This window comes from Microbacterium sp. (assembly GCF_047972865.1).
Lineage (GTDB): Bacteria > Actinomycetota > Actinomycetes > Actinomycetales > Microbacteriaceae > Microbacterium.
This window is the reverse complement of the sequence record NZ_JBKEAY010000215.1, coordinates 13,886-29,341: the sequence shown is the minus strand read 5'-3', so window position 1 is coordinate 29,341 and position 15,456 is coordinate 13,886. Positions and strand designations below refer to the sequence as shown.

Below are 15,456 nucleotides of genomic sequence, written 5' to 3'. Positions count from 1 at the left end.
TCAGTCGATGATGAGACCGCCGTTGACGTTGTAGGTCGCCCCGGTGATGTAACCGCTGTCTGGCCCGAGCAGGAACTCGATCACCGCGGCCACGTCGTCGACGGTGCCGACGCGGTCGACGACGAGGTCGGCGACCATGTCGGCCTTGCGCTCCTCGCTGAGCGCGCCGCCCATGATGTCTGTGTCGATCGGGCCGGGCGAGACGGCGTTGACGGTCACCCCGTTCTTGCCCACTTCGCGGGCCAGGGCGCGGGTCATACCCAGGAGCGCGGCCTTGGCCGCCGAGTAGGGCACCTTGCTGTAGACCCCGCCACCGCGCTGCGCCGAGGCTGACGAGACCGACACGACCCGGCCGATGCCGCGGTCGACCATGCCCTGCATGAAGCGGCGGGTCACGAAGAACTGCCCGCGGATGTTGACGTCGAAGACGCGGTCCCACTCCTGCGTGGTCAGTTCCAGGAAGGGAACCGGTGAGCTGACGCCGGCGACGTTCGCGATCCCCACGACGGGCGCGAGTTCGGCTTCGACCCGCGCGGCGGCGTCGTCGACGCTGTGCTCGTCCGCGATATCGGCGGCGACGCCGAGCGCGGGCACGCCGAACCGCTCGCCGACTTCGCGCGCGGTGCGTTGCGCGGCGGCCTCGTCGATGTCGAGCGCGGCGACGGACCACCCGGAGCGGGCCAGGCGCAAGGCGACCGCACGGCCGATGCCGCGCTCGCTGCCCGCTCCGGTCACGACGACGGTGCGCTCGGTGGGGAATGACGTGGTTGCCATGGGTCTTCCTTGTCCTGAAGGCGTTGGCGCGAGACCGATCCCACGATTCTCTGAGATATCGGAACTCACTCTTGTATGTTGGACAGAGTAGCCGGAGAGGGGCGGCGGATGTCAAGCCGTCGCCGCCGTTGACAAGGAGGAGACGGGTATGTCCAGGACAGCGGTGGTCACGGCGGGCGCGGGCGGCATCGGGCTCGAGATCGCGCGCCGATTGCAGCACGACGGTTTCGATGTGGTCGCCATGGACGTCGACCTCGACGCGGGGGCGCGCAGCGTGGCCGAGGGGAGGCGATTCCTGCCGTGCGACTTCGCCGACGAGCAGGCGGTGCGCGGCGCGTTCGCCGCCGTGGGCGCCGTGCACACACTCGTCAACAATGTCGGCATCCGCGGTGCGACCGGCGCCGTGTGGGACATCCCGATCGGCGACTTCCGCCAGACCCTCGACGTCAACACCGTGTCGCACGTGCTGGCCGCGCAACAGGTGATCCCGGGCATGCGGGAGCGGGGCGAGGGGTGCATCGTCCAGATCGCCTCCGGTGCGGCGCGTACCGGGGCCGTCGGGCGCGCCCCGTACGGACTGTCCAAGTGGGCGCTGCTCGGTCTGACCAAGTCCCTCGCCAACGAACTCGCGCCGTGGGGAATCCGCGCCAACGCCGTGCTGCCCGGGATCATCAAGGGCGAGCGGTTCGAGGGCAGCATCGCCTTGCACGCCCAGGAGGAGGGCATCACCCGCGAGGAGGCGCTGGAGCGGATCATGTCCCGCACCCGCCTGAAGCGGTTCATCGAACCCGCCGAGATCGCCGCGGCCGTCGCCTATCTGGTCAGTGACGACGCGGTCGGTGTCACCGGCGCTTTTCTGGACGTGACCGGCGGATTCGAATGACCGGATTCGCAACGACATATCGGAATCTTCGATGGTTTCGGGGGTCCGATCCGTATAGTGGTCCCTCATGAGAGAAGTCCCCGCACTGGCGCGAGGCCTGCGCATTCTGGACCTTGTCGCGGCCACTCCGGGCCTGAAGATCGCGGAGGTCTCCATGCAGTTGGGTATCCCGCGCAGTGCGACCTACGAGCTGATCAGCACCCTTCGTGCACACCGGGTGATCGAGCAGGCGGCGGACGGCGGTATCGTTCTCGGCGCCAAGCTCTTCATGCTCGGATCCCGGTTCGCCGACAGCGTCGACTCTGATCGCCTCACCAGCGACGCGGCCGCGGCGCTGCGCGACACCGTCGACGAGACCGTGCAGGTGGCCGTCCTGGACGGACGCAACGTGCTGTACACGGCCAAGGCCGAGTCCTCCCGTCAGCTGCGCCTGGTCTCGACCGTGGGACGGATGCTGCCCGCGCATGTCACCGGGATCGGCAAGGCGATGCTCGCCGAGTTGCCCGAGGGCAAGTTCGAGGCGCTCTTCGACGGCGTCGAGTTGGAGACGTTCACCCCGACCTCGATCGGAACGGTGCCGGCGCTGCGCCGCGAGCTGGCCGCGACGCGCAAGCGCGGCTACGCCATCGACAATTCCGAGTCGACGCCCGACGTCTCCTGCGTCGCCGCACCGATCCGGGGGAGCGCGGGCGACGTCGTCGCCGCCATGAGCATCAGCGTGCCGCTGTCGCGGATGAGCGACGGGTTGCGCGAGGAGTACGCCGAACTGGTCGTGGCCGCCGCGGCGGATCTGTCCGGCCAGCTCGGCTACTTCCCCCACGACTGAACGGCCGCGCCGGTTACGCGCCCGAGCGCTGCAGATTCGCGATGGCGCGGGCGCGGGGGTGGTCGACGAGGCTGGCCCCTTCCACGGGGATGACGACGCCGCTGACGTACGAGGAGTCGTCGCTGAGGAGGAACGCGACGACGCTGGCGACCTCTTCCGGGCTGCCCGCGCGGCCCATCGGGACGGTCGCGACCTGCGCGGCCCGGGCGCGGGCGGCGTCTTCGATGACCGACTCGTTGATGTCGGTGAGGCGGGTCACGACCAGTCCGGGGGCGACGCAGTTCACGCGCACGCCGAGCGGCCCGCCGTTGACGGCCCCGGACTTGGTGAGGCCGACGACCCCGTGCTTGGCGCCGACGTAGGGGCTCACCCACTCGCCGCCGACGATGCCCGCCGTCGAGGCGGTCGTCACGATCGCGCCACCGTGCCCGGCGTCGCGGAAATCGCGCAGCGCCTGCCGCATGCCGAGGTACACGCCGCGCAGGTCGATCGCCAGCACACGGTCGTAGTCCTCCATCGTGGTGTCGGCGAGGCCGACGCCCCAGTCGCCGCCGATGCCCGCGTTCAGATGGACGCCGTCGATGCGACCGAATCGGTCCAATGCGGCGCGGTGGTAGGCGGCGACATCCGTTTCCTGTGAGACATCCGCGGCCACCCCGATGGCCTCCGTAGGCAGGGCGTCGGCCGTGGCCTGCGCCTCGTCCCCGTCGATGTCGACGAGCACGAGGCGCGCCCCCTCCTCGGACAGGCGCTGCGCCGTGGCGGCGCCGATCCCCCGCGCTCCTCCCGTGACGATGACGACCTTGTCCCGTAGTCCGCGCATGATGCCCTCTCAAATCCGATATATCAAACTTATGACTGCTATTTCGGATAGTAATCGGCGCATTGCGGGCTCGCAACAGTCCGATATCACGGATAATAATCTGTGATATCGGAATGGCGTGCTACGCTGACCGAGTGCGCAGGGGTGCGCATCGCCGAACGAGGAGGTTTCCCATGGCAGGTTTCGGAGATCGGTCCGACGTGTCCGCGACGAGCTTCGTCAACCGTCCGCCCGACCAGGTGGCCTATGTCGTACCCGACATGGAGAAGACGCTGGCCGAGTACTCTCGGCTCTTCGGCATCTCGGACTGGGTGGGCTGGGACTACACCGGTGACTACCTGCCGAACCGGTTCTACAAGGGGCAGCCGGCCGAGTACCGTTCCCTCGCGGCCGTCCCCGCCTACGGACCCCGGTTGGAGGTCATCCAGCCCATCGACGGACCCAGCGTGTTCACCACCTTCCTCGAGGAGCGGGGTGCCGGACTGCACCACCTGGGATGGTTCGTGCCGTCGATGACCGAGGTGCGGGAGTGGTTCGCCGCGCGCGGGATCGAAGAAGTCATGAGCGGGAGTGGTCAGGGCGTCGACGGGGATGGTGAGTTCACGTATTTCGACACGGTCGGGCTCTGGGGCAGCTACGCCGAGTTCATCGAGGTGCCGGCCCGGCGCTTCGACCCCCATCTCACCTGGCACTTCGACGTCTGAGGTCGTCGCCGGTTGACACCTTCCGGACGTGGCGACAGGATGGAATCCGAAATACAAGATCTATTCTGAAATATCAGAGTACCGAGTGTGAGGACGCACCGATGGCAGAACTCACCGCGCGACAGCGGGAGATCAAGGCGGAGTTCCAACGGCGCCGCGGATACTGGGCGCCGGACTGGGAGCTCATCCTGGGACTCGACCCGGAGTTCCTCGCCGCCTACACGGATCTGTCGGCGTACGCCGTCGAACACGGCGGTCTGGATCTGCGCACCCGCGAGCTGATCTATGTCGCCACGTGTGCCTCGGTCACCCACCAGCATCCGATCGGCATCCGCGTGCACGGACGCAACGCACTGCGTGCCGGCGCGACCCCGCAGGAGCTACTTGCGGTCATGGAACTGGTGAGCACACTGGGCGTGGCCACCGTGCACCTGGCGGTCGAGGAGCTCGAACGGGCCACGCCGGGAACAGTCGACGAGCTGCAGCGCGCCTCCGGGACGACCGGAGAGAGGGTCCGCCAGTTGGTCGAACGGTTCGAAGAGGTGTACGCGGCCCCCGGTGACGACGTCGAGTCCGTCATCCGCGCCGTTCCGGAGTTCTACTCCGCCGTGATCGAGATGGCCGCGATTCCGCGCAGCCGGACCAGCCCGCTCAGCGCGAGGGACGTGGCGCTGATCAGCTTCGCGGTCAACGCGCTGGTCACCCACTTGGACGAGCGGGCGCTGCGGCGCGACATCGCGAACGCGAAGGCCGCCGGGGTGACCGCCTACGAGTTGCTGGACGTGTGCATGCAGATTGCGGGCATCGGCGTCCACGCGATCACGGTGGGGGTCCCCATTCTCGCCGAACTGATCGCCGAGCAGGAGGGCGCACAGGCGTGAGCGACGGCATCGAGCGAGCCCTGCGGGGCATGGGCCTGCCCGTCGCCGACCTGCACGACCTTCCCACGTCGGAGCGTCGATTCCCCGACGGCGGGCAGTACCGCATCGAGATCCCCAGCACCGAGGGGCCGGAGGGACTGGACACGGTCCTCGCGGAGGCCCGGGACCTCGACGTGCCCCTCCACCGGGTGTCCCAGGGGTCAGGTGTCCTCATGCTCACCGACGCGGAACTGGCCGCGATGGCGCGCGCCGCGCAGGCGGCGCAGATCGAGCTCTCCCTCTTCGCGCGCCCGACCGCGGGGTGGGGGGTGTCGGCGGCCAGCATGAGCGAGGTGGGCGCCAGCGTGGCGGCGGCCGTCCGCGGGGCCGATCAGCTGCGCGACTGCCTCTCCGACGTCGCCCGCGCCGCGGCGGCCGGGGTGCGCGGCGTGCTGCTCAGCGACATCGGCGGGCTGCGTGTGTTCGACCGCATGCGCGCCGACGGCGCTGTGCCCGCCGACATGACCGCGAAGGTCTCCGTCATGCTCCCGGCGGCCAACCCCGCCACGGCGCAGGCGCTGGAAGAGATGGGCGCGGGCAGCCTCAACCTCCCCACCGATCTCGATCTCTCTCAGATCGCCGCCATCCGTGCGGCCGTGAGCATTCCCCTGGACATCTACGTCGAGGTGCCGTCCAATCTCGGCGGCTTCGTGCGGCTCACCCAGATCCCCGAGTTGATCCGCATCGCGGCACCGGTCTACATCAAGTTCGGTTTGCGCAACGGACCCGACATCTACCCCACCGGGCGGCACCTGGAGTCCGCGGCGCTCGCGATGAGTCGTGAGCGCGTCCGCCGCGCCCGGCTCGGACTCGAGGTGATCCAGCGCAGCGGTACCGACCTTCGGGCCTCGCCAGTGGCGGCGGCCGACCTCCGCATTCCGGTTCCGCCGTCGGCAGAACCGTCCCTGTCCTTCAACCCGCAGAGAGGAAACTCATGAAATTCGGACTCTTCTTCCTGACCGAGGTCCCGCGTCCGTGGGACGACAAGTCGGACCACAAGATCATCCAGGAGCAGCTCGAGCAGATCGAGCTCGCCGACAAGCTCGGCTTCCACTCGGCCTGGAGCGCCGAGCACCACTTCCTCGACGAGTACTCGCACGCGAGCTCGCCCGATCTGATCTTCTCGGCGGCGTCGCAGCGCACGACGAACATCCGGTTCGGCCACGGCATCGTGCAGCTGCCCACCAACAGTCCCTACCGCGTGGCGGAGCGGCTCAACTCGCTCGACAACATCTCCGGCGGCCGCGTCGAGTTCGGCACCGGAGAGGGCGGTCCGATCGAGCTGGCCGCGTTCGACACGAACGTCGAGACCAAGCGCGAGGTGTGGCGGGAGGACCTGGAGGCGATCCTGCGGATGCTGAAGGAGGACCCCTTCCGCGGCTACGACGGCGAGCACGTCCATCTGCTGCCGCGCAACGTGCTGCCCAAGCCCTACCAGCGTCCCCATCCGCCGCTGTGGGTCGCCTGCCCGCGCCCCGAAACGCTCTACCTCGCCGGCCGCAACGGTCTCGGAGCGCTCAGCTTCACCCTGACGATGGAGCCCGAACGTGCCTGGGAGAAGTGGGTCAAGCCCTACTACGACATCATCGAGTCCGACGAGTGCGTTCCGATGGGCGACACTGTCAACGCGAACATCATCGCCGTGGCACCGACCATGGTCGCCCGCGACGAGCAGACGGCGATCGACCGCGGCCTCGATGGCGCGCAGTTCATGGGCTTCGGTATCACCAACTCCTACGGCCTCGACGGCTGGGACTATGACTTCCAGCGTGACCTGTACAACCAGTTCCTGCGGGAGCGGGACGAGCGCGGGTTCAGCCGCGAGCTGGCCGCCCGGGCGATGACCGCGCTGTCGGCCCGCCCCGCCGACGGCGACAAGAAGTCGCTGCGCGGTGCGGTCGGCTCCGTCGAGCAGGTGCGCGAGTACATGGAGCGCTACGAGGAAGGCGGCATCGACCTGCTGCTGCTGCAGAGCCAGCTCGGCCGCAACTCGCACGAGGACATCTGCGAGTCGATGGAGCTGTTCGCCAAAGAGATCATGCCGGCGTTCCAGGACCGGCACGAGAAGCGCGAGAAGGAGAAGGCCAAGCGCCTGGGCCCCGCGATCGACCGCGCGCTGGAGCGCAAGGCGAAGCTCCCCGTGGCGGGTTTGCCGGAGGGGGTGCCGGCCTGATGCAGGTCACCGGACTGCGCGTGCTCCGCGACCTGCTCGCGGAGCACGCCGCCCAGACGCCCGATGCGCCGGCGCTGGTGTTCGAGCGGGAATCCGGTGAGGTCACCGAGTTCACCTATGCGCAGCTCGAGGCGCAGACCGACCGGCTGGCGGCCGGGTTCGAGTCCCTGGGGGTGACGAAGGGCCAGAAGGTCGCGCTGCGGTTGACCAACCGGTGGGAGTTCGTCCTGTCCTGGTTCGCGCTGGCCAAGCTCGGGGCGGTTGCCGTGCCGATCATCGCGACCATCACGCAGAGCGAGACCGACTTCACCCTGGAGCGCGCCGACATCGAGGTGGTCGTCACCGACCCCACCTGGGTGCCGCTGTATCAGCAGGGGGCATCGCCGCTGCTGCGGCACATCGTCGCGGTGGACAACCCCGACATTCCCCGCCAGGCAGGGACGGTGCCGTTCGAGCAGTTGCTCGAAGCTGGCTCGGACTACACCCGGCACGACATCGCGCCGCGAGACGTGCAGCAGATGATGTTCACGTCCGGGTCCACCAGTGCGCCCAAGTGCGTCATGCTCACGCAGGCCAACGCCATGAACGTCGGCGACCGGCTGGCGCGCAGTCTCGGGCTGCGCCCGGGGGACCGCAACCTCTCGCCGCTGCCGTTCTTCCACGCCAACTGTCAGGGCAACGCGGTGCTGTCCAGCATCACCGCGGGGGCGACCGCCGTGATCCTGGAACGCTTCAGTGTGCGCCACTACTGGGAACAGGTGCGGCGTCATGGTGCCACGATCGGCACCCTCGCCCTCCCCGGGGCGATGCTCGCCCTGGAGCCGACCGAGCTCGACGCGCAGAACGACATGCGGATGGCGTTCGCCGGCACACCGTTGCCGCCGGACCGTACCGCTGAATTCGAGAAGCGATTCGGGATCACGCTGATTCTCGGGTACGGCCTCACCGAGGCGTCGACGGACGTCGTGATCACCCCGCTGTTCGCGCCCCGACGTTCCCCCTCGGTGGGGCTGCCGACGCCGGGTCGCATCGTCCGGATCCTCGACGACGACGGAGTCGAGGTGCCGCAGGGCGAACGCGGCGAGGTCGTGCTGCAGGCCGAGCCCGGTGACACCGTCATGCTCGGCTACTACAAGGACGATGTCGCCACGGCCGAAGCGCTCCACGACGGGTACCTGTTCACCGGCGACCTGGGCCACTTCGACGACCACGGCTACCTGTACTTCGACGGGCGCAAGAAGGACATCATCAAGCGCGCCGGAGAGAACGTGGCCGCCCTCGAGGTCGAGAACGCACTGGTCACGCACGAGCAGGTGCTGGAAGCCGCCGTCTTCGGGGTCCCCGACGAGGTGCTCGGTGAGCGCGTGATGGCCGTGGTCATCCTGCGCGAGGAGGACTCGGTCGACGAGGAAGCACTGCTGGCGCACCTCACACCGATCCTGGCGCCGTTCAAAGTGCCCAGTGAGATCGAGATCCGCACCGAGCTGCCGCGCACCGGAATCGGCAAGATCGTGAAGCCGCAGCTGCGCGCCGAAGCGCTCGAACGACTGGGGATCCGGCTGTGAGCGCCGCGTGGGAGCAGGCGGGGCTCAGGTTCGAGGAGGTCGGCGTCGTCGGCATCCTCACCATCGACCGCCAGGAACGCCTGAACGCGATCGATCCCGGCATCTCGCTGGCCATCCGCGAGGCGGCGCAGCACATCGAGGCGTCGGAGCGCCTGCGGGTCGGCGTGTTCACCGGCGCCGGCGAACGTGCGTTCTGTGTGGGGGCCGATCTCAAGGCGGGCGGCTCGCAGGTCGATGAGATCGGCGGATGGGGCGGCTTCGTCCGCTTCGAACGCAAGAAGCCCTTCATCGCGGCGGTCAACGGGATGGCCGTCGGCGGCGGGCTCGAGATCGCGCTGGCGTGCGACTTCATCTACGCGGCCGACCACGCGCGCTTCGGCTTTCCCGAAGTGGCGATCGGCGTGGCCGCCGGCGCCGGCGGCATGATCCGCTTCCCTCGCATCGTCGGTCTGTCGAGGGCCAAGGAGCACCTGCTCACCGGGCAGCTGTTCGATGCCGCGACGGCGAGCGAGATGGGCCTGATCAACAAGGTCGTCCCGGCGGACCGGTTGCGCGAGAGCGTGCTGTCGGTCGCCGAGAAGATCGGCGCGAACGCCCCGCTGTCGGTGGAGCTCTCGCGCTGGGTCGCGGATACCTCGTGGGGTAAGGACGATGCGCAGTCGTGGGAGATCTCCGACCGCGCCTCCGACATCCTGCTCACCTCGGCGGATGCCGACGAGGGGCGTGCGGCGTTCCTCGAGAAGCGTCCGCCGCGCTGGATGGGGCGATGACGCCCCGCTGCATCGGAAAGGAAACACACATGGCACAACCAAGAGGCAAGCGAGCGATGATGCTCGCGGCCGCCGTCGCCTCCCTGGCGTTGGTGGTTGCGGGGTGCGCGAGCGGCGACGGAGCCGGCTCCGGGGACTCTGGCGGATCGGGCGGATCCGGTGGGTCCGGCGACGGCGGCGGGCAGGAGGTGTTCCAGATCTACGGCATGGACGTGCCGGAGGTCGCGGAACTGGTCGACCAGTTGCCGCAGGACGTCGTAGACAAGGGCACGTTGGTGTTCACAACCGATGCGGCCGGACCGCCGCGGACGATGATCGATGAGAACGGCGACATCGTCGGGGTGATCCCCGATCTCATCCACGCGGTGGGGGCCACGCTGGGCCTGGACACCGAGATCGAGAAGAACACCTTCGACGCTGAGGTGCCGGGCGTCGAGTCGGGACGGTTCGACTTCACGACCGGCACCGGTGACTTCCCCACCCGCCGCGAGATCCTCGACATGATCGACTACTACAAGGCCGGGTACCTGTACCTGGTGCAGGCGGGCAACCCGCACGGGGTCAGCAACGACCCGCTCGATCAGTGCGGTCTGCGCATCGGCGTGCTGAAGGGCACGACGCAGGAGAGTCTCGTCCCCGAACTGTCCGACCGCTGTGTCGCCGAGGGCAAGGAACCCATCGACCTGCAGACGTTCAGCAACGTGCTGCTGCCGGTGCCGCTGGATGCTGGCCGTGTCGACGTGGTGTGGGAGAACGAGTCCACCGGATTCATGGTGAGCAACGACGATCCCGACAAGTTCGAGGTGGCCGGCGACCCCATCTTCGCGGCATACCTGGCCTTCGGGGTGAGTAAGGACCGCCCCGAGCTGCGTGATGCGATGCAGGAGACGCTGCAGTACCTCATGGACGAGGGGATCTATCAGGCCATCCTCGACGAGTGGGGCGTGGGTGAGCTGGCGATGGACTACATCTCGCTCAACTCGGACGTGAGAGCGGACGGATGAGTCCGGCGGAGGGCGCACCTGTCGCGCTGATCACCGGTGCCGGCAGCGGGATCGGCCGCGCGTGCGCCCTCCGCTTCGCCCGAGATGGGCACACGGTCGTGCTCGCCGCCCGGTCTGCGGACCGGATCGACGCCGTCGCGGCGGAGATCCGCGGGGCCGGCGGGCGCGCCGAGACGTTCCCGGTCGATGTCGCCGACGTGTCGCGCTCGGGTGAACTCATCGACGGGGTGGAGCGCGAGTTCGGGCGGCTGGACGTGCTGGTCAACGCCGCCGGTGTGATGACGGTGGGGCCGTCGCTGGAGGTGCCGATCGAGCAGTGGCAGGCGATGATCGACACGAACATCACCGGCCTGATCATGCTCTGCCGGCTCGCGATGCCGTTGCTGGTGAAGACTGCCGAACACAGCGCCCGCGGCGTGTGTGACATCGTGAACATCAGTTCGCTGGCGGGGCGGTCCTCAAAGGCGCACCACAACGTCTACAACGCGACGAAGTGGGCCGTGATCGGGTTCTCGGGGGCGTTGCGGCAGGAGTTCGCCGGTCAGCGGGTTCGGGTCTCGGTCATCGAGCCCGGACTGACGGCGACCGAGATCTTCTCCAAGCAGCCGCCCGCGGCCCGGGACTACTTTGCGGGCATCACCGCCGACAAGGACATCCTCGGGGCGGACGATGTCGCCGAGTCGATCGAGTTCATCGTGACCCGCCCGCGCCATGTGGCGCTGAGCGAGGTGGTGATCCACCCGGCCGGTCAGGCCTGACCTTCCCCCGGCGGCCGACCTCCGCTAGCCTGAGGTTCTTCCTAACCAGATAGCTATCTGACGGGCTGGACGCACTCGTCGGACAGAGAGGACGGACGATGATGTCTCTGAAACACCGGGCGCAGCCGATCGCCCTGGCCCTCGCCGGCGCGGCGCTTCTCGCGGTCGCAGGATGCGCGAGTACGGACGGAACCGGCGCCGGCGGCGACACCCCGCAGGGCACCGAGATCTACGGCGTCGAGGTGCCGTTCGATCAAGACCTGCGCGACATGCTCCCTGCCGACATCCTCGAGAAGAACACGCTGGTCTTCTCGACCGATGCCGCCGCCCCGCCGCGCGTGTTCGTGGACGAGAACGGTGAGATCGCCGGTGTGATCCCCGACATGCTGACGGCACTGGGGGCGACGCTCGGGGTCGAGATCGACCTGCAGAAGAACTCCTTCGACGCGGAGGTTCCCGGGGTCGAGTCGGGGCGTTTCGATTCCACCACCGGCACCGGCGACTTCGAGTCACGCCGCGAGATCCTCGACATGGTGGACTGGTTCGGCGGTGGCTACCTCTACCTCGTGCAGGCAGGGAACCCGCAGAACATCGGCAACGAACCCACCGACCAGTGCGGAGTGCGTATCGGGGTGCTGAAGGGCACCACGCAGGAGGTCCTCGTCGAGGAGCTGAACGCCGCGTGCGAGGCCGAGGGGCTCCCGCCCGCGCAGATGCAGGCGTTCACCAACGTCCTGCTGAGCGTGCCGCTGTACGCCGACCGGGTCGACGTCGTGTGGGAGAGTGCGGCGGCCGGTCTGCAAGCGGCCAAGGACGAGCCGGAGAAGTTCGAGGTCGCGGGGGACGTGAAGATGAACGCGTACCTGGCCTTCGGGGTCAAAAAGGACCGCCCCGAACTGCGCGACACACTGCAACAGACGCTGCAGAAGCTCCTCGACGACGGACCGTACATGGCGATCGCCGAGCACTGGGGCCAAGAAGAGCTCGCGATCGACTACATCTCGATCAATTCGGACGTGCGGCCGTAGGGGGGCCGGGAGTGGACAACGAACAGGAGACCTTGCGGCGACAGGTCCTTGCCGGGATCGGCGGTGCCAGGGTGGTGCAACTCGGACAGCTGATCGACCGTTTCGCCACGAAATGGTCGGCCGTGCCCAACTTTGAGCAGCGGCTCTACGGGTTCCACGACCCCGAGGCGCCGCAGCCGGAGGGACAGTATCCGGGCGTGACGGGGGCCAGCGACACCATCTTCATGTCCACCCACAGCGGCAGCCACATGGACTCGCTGTCGCACGTGGCCGTCGACGGCGTGCTGTTCGACGGGACACGCGTGACCGAGCCGGGCGTGCAGGACGAGCGCACCGGCGTCAGACTGCGCACGAGGGAGAACCTCGCCCCGATCGTCTCGCGGGGAGTACTGCTGGATATCGCGGCATTCCTGGGGGTCGACCTCGTGCCGCGCGACTACGTGCTCGGCCGGGAGGAGTTCGACGCGTGCTGCCGGGAGCGCGGCGTCGAGGTCAGAGCGGGCGACACCGTCTTGTTCCGCACCGGGTATGACACGCTCGCGCACGACAACGACGAGTATGTGCGCCTTCCGCTGCCTGGCCCGGACGGGGAGGTGTGCCGCCTCCTCGTCGAGCGGGGGGTCGTGTCGACGGGGTCGGACACGATGCCCTTCGAGGCCGCGCCGGGCCCGCTGAACATGGCCGGACATGTCGAGCTCCTCGTGCGCGGCGGCGTGTTCATCTACGAGATGCTCGACCTTCGCGAACTCGCGCAACAGGATGCACGCGAGTTCGTGTTCGTCGCCGCGCCGCTGCGCCTGCGCGGGGGGACGGGTTCGCCGGTCAATCCCCTCGCGGTGCTCTTGTGATCGATCTGAAATATCAGATCTATATCGTCAGGATCAGATTCATGTTAGCCTGCGGGAAGACGCGCAGAGAGGAGTCGTCGTGACCGACGTCGAGGAACTCACCACGGAGGCCTTCCGCAACTACATGGGCCATTTCGCCAGCGGGGTGACCGTGATCACGGCCGTCGAGGACGGGACGCCGGTCGGGACCACCGCCAGCGCGTTCTCATCGCTGTCGCTCGAACCGCCCATGCTGCTGGTGTGTTTGAACCGTACGTCGCACACCGGCGACGTCATCCACCGCACCGGACGATTCGCCGTCAACATCCTCGGCGAGGAGGGGCCCGACATCGCGATGCGATTCGCGCGCAAGGGGGAGGCGAAGTTCGACGGCGTCGGCTGGCGCCCCGGCCCCGAGGGCATGCCGATGCTCACCGACGCGCTCGCCTCGATCGAGTGCTCCGTGACCGAAGAGACCCAGGGCGGCACCCATTCCGTCTTCATCGCCGACGCCCGCGCCGGCATCCTTCGCGACGGGAACCCGCTGGCCTACTACCGGGGCAAGTTCGGGCGGATCGAGACGGAGGCCGACATCCACGCGGCCCGGCTGATCCAGGAGTACATCGTCGGGCGCGACGTGCCCAAGGACACCGTGCTGGCCGTCGACGATCTCGCCGCCGAGCTGAGCGTGCCGCGCAACGTGATCTATCACGCGCTCGGTACGCTGCGCGACCAGGGTGTGGTCTACCGGGATGACGACGGGGGCTTCCGTGTGGCCACCCTCAGCCTGCGGATGGTCGCCGAGGCGATCGAGGCGCGCCGCACGATCGAACTCGGTGTGGTCACCAGCGCCGCGGGCAAGGTCCCGCCCGAGCAGATGGCCGCGCTGCGCGCAGCGGCGCAGCGGACGCTCCCCGACTCCGACGCCGCGCGCTCCGAATCGGCGTGGGCGGAGGCCAACCGCGACTTCCACGATCGCGTCATCGACCTGGCCGAGAACTCCTCTCTGGCGAATGTGTACCGCCAGTTCAACATCACCGCGATCGTGGGTCGTATCCAGCACGACGCGGGCGAACGCGATCGGCGCGAACTGAACGCGGGCGACGAGCACATGCGCCTGGTCGATGCCCTCGCCACCGGCGACCAGGATGCGGCGGCCGCCGCGGTCACCGAACACGCCGAGCACTCGCTGTCGGACATTCGCGTCCTGCTGCAATCCGAGGGCGCGATGGGGTGGCAGGCATGAGAGTCGTCCTCTCCGGCGATGGCACGCACCCGCGCATCGTGCTGGTCCACCCGGATGATCTCACCTCGTTCTCGGTCGCGTTCGCGGGCGGCGCCGCCGAAGCGGGCCGCGCCCTGGCGGCAGCGGGCGCGGGTGGCGAGGCGCCACAGGAAGGTCACGTCGCCGTCGCGGTCGACGCCGTCCGACGCCTCGCCGCGGGGAACGTCGGCGCCGACTGGGAAGAACGGTTCCAGCAGATGCTGGGCTACGCGGCGAGCAAAGGGTGGATGATCGACGACGGCGCGGGAGTTCTTGCCCACGTCGTCGACGATCCGGCCGCCACCGTGCCGACGGTGTCGCTGAACTCCGGCCGGTCGATCCCGCAGTTGGGCTTCGGGGTGTTCCGGGTGCCGCCGGAAGACACCGAACGCCTCGTCTCGGAGGCGCTTGAGGCCGGTTACCGGCACATCGACACCGCCGCGATCTACCGCAACGAGGTCGGGGTCGGCCGCGCGATAGCCGCATCCGGCATCCCTCGCGACGAGCTGTTCGTGACCACCAAGCTCTTCAACGACGCCCAGGGGGAGCAGCGCGCGCCCGCCGCGTTCGAGGGGAGTCTCGACGCGCTGGGTATGGACTACGTCGACCTCTACCTGATCCACTGGCCGGCGCCCCAGTTCGACCTGTACGTCGAGACCTGGCGCGTGCTGGAGCAGTTCGCGGCAGACGGCCGCGCCCGCAGCATCGGGGTGTCGAACTTCCTGCCGCACCACCTCGAACGCCTGCTGGCGCGCGCCGACGTGGTGCCCGCGGTGAACCAGATCGAGATGCACCCGATCCTGCAGCAGCAGGCGGCGGCGGAGTTCTGTCACGCCCACGGCATCGCGGTGGAGGCGTGGAGTCCGCTCGGTGCCGGTCAGCTGCCGCTGTTCGGACTGCCGCCGATCGCTCGCATCGCCGAAGAGGTCGGGCGCACGCCCGCGCAGGTGGTGCTGCGCTGGCACGTGCAGCGGGACACCATCGTGATCCCCAAATCGAGCGCTCCCGAGCGGATGCGGGAGAACGCGCGCATCTTCGACTTCTCGCTCACGGCCGAGCAGATGGCCGCGATCACGGCGCTGGAGCGCGGCGGACGCACCGGCTTCCACCCGGACGAATGGCACTGAGGGCGCCCCG

16 protein-coding genes are annotated in these 15,456 nt (G+C 68.6%); 14 read left to right on the top strand and 2 right to left on the bottom strand.

Annotated elements, in window-relative coordinates; translation table 11 throughout:
- Nucleotides 1-774: an SDR family NAD(P)-dependent oxidoreductase gene (locus ACK5KK_RS13185; protein WP_416890541.1), complete on the bottom strand. Its 774-nt coding sequence runs from the start codon at nt 772-774 to the stop codon at nt 1-3.
- 148 nt (nt 775-922) lie between these two features.
- Here ACK5KK_RS13185 and ACK5KK_RS13180 point away from each other — a divergent pair, with 148 nt between their 5' ends.
- The gene (locus ACK5KK_RS13180; RefSeq protein ID WP_416890540.1) at nt 923-1,657 is read left to right on the top strand and encodes an SDR family NAD(P)-dependent oxidoreductase; all 735 of its coding nucleotides are present in this window, start codon (nt 923-925) and stop codon (nt 1,655-1,657) included.
- A gap of 67 nt (nt 1,658-1,724) precedes the next feature.
- On the top strand, nt 1,725-2,483 hold the full coding sequence (locus ACK5KK_RS13175) for an IclR family transcriptional regulator (protein WP_416890539.1): 759 nt from the start codon (nt 1,725-1,727) through the stop codon (nt 2,481-2,483).
- Nucleotides 2,484-2,496: 13 nt separating this feature from the next.
- Here ACK5KK_RS13175 and ACK5KK_RS13170 read toward each other — a convergent pair whose 3' ends face one another.
- Nucleotides 2,497-3,306 carry an SDR family NAD(P)-dependent oxidoreductase gene (locus ACK5KK_RS13170; protein ID WP_416890538.1) on the bottom strand — a complete coding sequence of 270 codons (810 nt, stop codon included), beginning with the start codon at nt 3,304-3,306 and terminating at the stop codon, nt 2,497-2,499.
- 173 nt (nt 3,307-3,479) lie between these two features.
- Here ACK5KK_RS13170 and ACK5KK_RS13165 point away from each other — a divergent pair, with 173 nt between their 5' ends.
- From ACK5KK_RS13165 to ACK5KK_RS13110, 12 genes are all read left to right on the top strand, one after another.
- Nucleotides 3,480-4,010, top strand: a complete 531-nt coding sequence (locus tag ACK5KK_RS13165) for a VOC family protein (protein ID WP_416890537.1) — start codon at nt 3,480-3,482, stop codon at nt 4,008-4,010.
- Nucleotides 4,011-4,111: 101 nt separating this feature from the next.
- Entirely contained in the window at nt 4,112-4,891 is a 780-nt protein-coding gene (locus tag ACK5KK_RS13160) for a carboxymuconolactone decarboxylase family protein (RefSeq protein WP_416890536.1), read from the top strand.
- Nucleotides 4,888-5,868, top strand: a complete 981-nt coding sequence (locus tag ACK5KK_RS13155) for a U32 family peptidase (RefSeq protein WP_416890535.1) — start codon at nt 4,888-4,890, stop codon at nt 5,866-5,868. Before ACK5KK_RS13160 ends, ACK5KK_RS13155 begins: the two co-directional genes overlap by 4 nt.
- Entirely contained in the window at nt 5,865-7,103 is a 1,239-nt protein-coding gene (locus ACK5KK_RS13150; RefSeq protein ID WP_416890534.1) for an LLM class flavin-dependent oxidoreductase, read from the top strand. The genes ACK5KK_RS13155 and ACK5KK_RS13150 overlap by 4 nt, the downstream gene beginning before the upstream one ends.
- Nucleotides 7,103-8,668, top strand: coding sequence for a class I adenylate-forming enzyme family protein (locus ACK5KK_RS13145; protein WP_416890533.1), 1,566 nt, complete (start codon nt 7,103-7,105; stop codon nt 8,666-8,668). Before ACK5KK_RS13150 ends, ACK5KK_RS13145 begins: the two co-directional genes overlap by 1 nt.
- Nucleotides 8,665-9,438, top strand: a complete 774-nt coding sequence (locus ACK5KK_RS13140; RefSeq protein WP_416890532.1) for an enoyl-CoA hydratase/isomerase family protein — start codon at nt 8,665-8,667, stop codon at nt 9,436-9,438. Before ACK5KK_RS13145 ends, ACK5KK_RS13140 begins: the two co-directional genes overlap by 4 nt.
- 29 nt (nt 9,439-9,467) lie before the next feature.
- A complete protein-coding gene (locus tag ACK5KK_RS13135; protein WP_416890531.1) occupies nt 9,468-10,442 on the top strand; it encodes an ABC transporter substrate-binding protein in 975 nt (324 codons plus the stop codon).
- On the top strand, nt 10,439-11,200 hold the full coding sequence (locus tag ACK5KK_RS13130; RefSeq protein WP_416890530.1) for an SDR family oxidoreductase: 762 nt from the start codon (nt 10,439-10,441) through the stop codon (nt 11,198-11,200). The genes ACK5KK_RS13135 and ACK5KK_RS13130 overlap by 4 nt, the downstream gene beginning before the upstream one ends.
- A gap of 98 nt (nt 11,201-11,298) precedes the next feature.
- On the top strand, nt 11,299-12,228 hold the full coding sequence (locus ACK5KK_RS13125; RefSeq protein WP_416890529.1) for a transporter substrate-binding domain-containing protein: 930 nt from the start codon (nt 11,299-11,301) through the stop codon (nt 12,226-12,228).
- 71 nt (nt 12,229-12,299) lie between these two features.
- Nucleotides 12,300-13,076, top strand: a complete 777-nt coding sequence (locus ACK5KK_RS13120; protein ID WP_416890528.1) for a cyclase family protein — start codon at nt 12,300-12,302, stop codon at nt 13,074-13,076.
- Between the two features lie 79 nt (nt 13,077-13,155).
- Entirely contained in the window at nt 13,156-14,301 is a 1,146-nt protein-coding gene (locus ACK5KK_RS13115; protein WP_416890527.1) for a flavin reductase, read from the top strand.
- A 266-nt stretch (nt 14,302-14,567) separates the two neighbouring features.
- Nucleotides 14,568-15,446, top strand: a complete 879-nt coding sequence (locus ACK5KK_RS13110) for an aldo/keto reductase (protein WP_416890570.1) — start codon at nt 14,568-14,570, stop codon at nt 15,444-15,446.
- The last annotated feature ends 10 nt before the right edge of the window (nt 15,447-15,456 follow it).

Excerpts from the sequence above, each read along its gene's own strand:
- ACK5KK_RS13185 (WP_416890541.1), bottom strand. The coding sequence starts at position 774 with ATGGCAACCACGTCATTCCCCACCGAGCGCACCGTCGTCGTGACCGGA.
- ACK5KK_RS13180 (WP_416890540.1), top strand. The coding sequence starts at position 923 with ATGTCCAGGACAGCGGTGGTCACGGCGGGCGCGGGCGGCATCGGGCTC.
- ACK5KK_RS13175 (WP_416890539.1), top strand. The coding sequence starts at position 1,725 with ATGAGAGAAGTCCCCGCACTGGCGCGAGGCCTGCGCATTCTGGACCTT.
- ACK5KK_RS13170 (WP_416890538.1), bottom strand. The coding sequence starts at position 3,306 with ATGCGCGGACTACGGGACAAGGTCGTCATCGTCACGGGAGGAGCGCGG.
- ACK5KK_RS13165 (WP_416890537.1), top strand. The coding sequence starts at position 3,480 with ATGGCAGGTTTCGGAGATCGGTCCGACGTGTCCGCGACGAGCTTCGTC.
- ACK5KK_RS13160 (WP_416890536.1), top strand. The coding sequence starts at position 4,112 with ATGGCAGAACTCACCGCGCGACAGCGGGAGATCAAGGCGGAGTTCCAA.
- ACK5KK_RS13150 (WP_416890534.1), top strand. The coding sequence starts at position 5,865 with ATGAAATTCGGACTCTTCTTCCTGACCGAGGTCCCGCGTCCGTGGGAC.
- ACK5KK_RS13145 (WP_416890533.1), top strand. The coding sequence starts at position 7,103 with ATGCAGGTCACCGGACTGCGCGTGCTCCGCGACCTGCTCGCGGAGCAC.
- ACK5KK_RS13135 (WP_416890531.1), top strand. The coding sequence starts at position 9,468 with ATGGCACAACCAAGAGGCAAGCGAGCGATGATGCTCGCGGCCGCCGTC.
- ACK5KK_RS13130 (WP_416890530.1), top strand. The coding sequence starts at position 10,439 with ATGAGTCCGGCGGAGGGCGCACCTGTCGCGCTGATCACCGGTGCCGGC.
- ACK5KK_RS13125 (WP_416890529.1), top strand. The coding sequence starts at position 11,299 with ATGATGTCTCTGAAACACCGGGCGCAGCCGATCGCCCTGGCCCTCGCC.
- ACK5KK_RS13110 (WP_416890570.1), top strand. The coding sequence starts at position 14,568 with ATGATCGACGACGGCGCGGGAGTTCTTGCCCACGTCGTCGACGATCCG.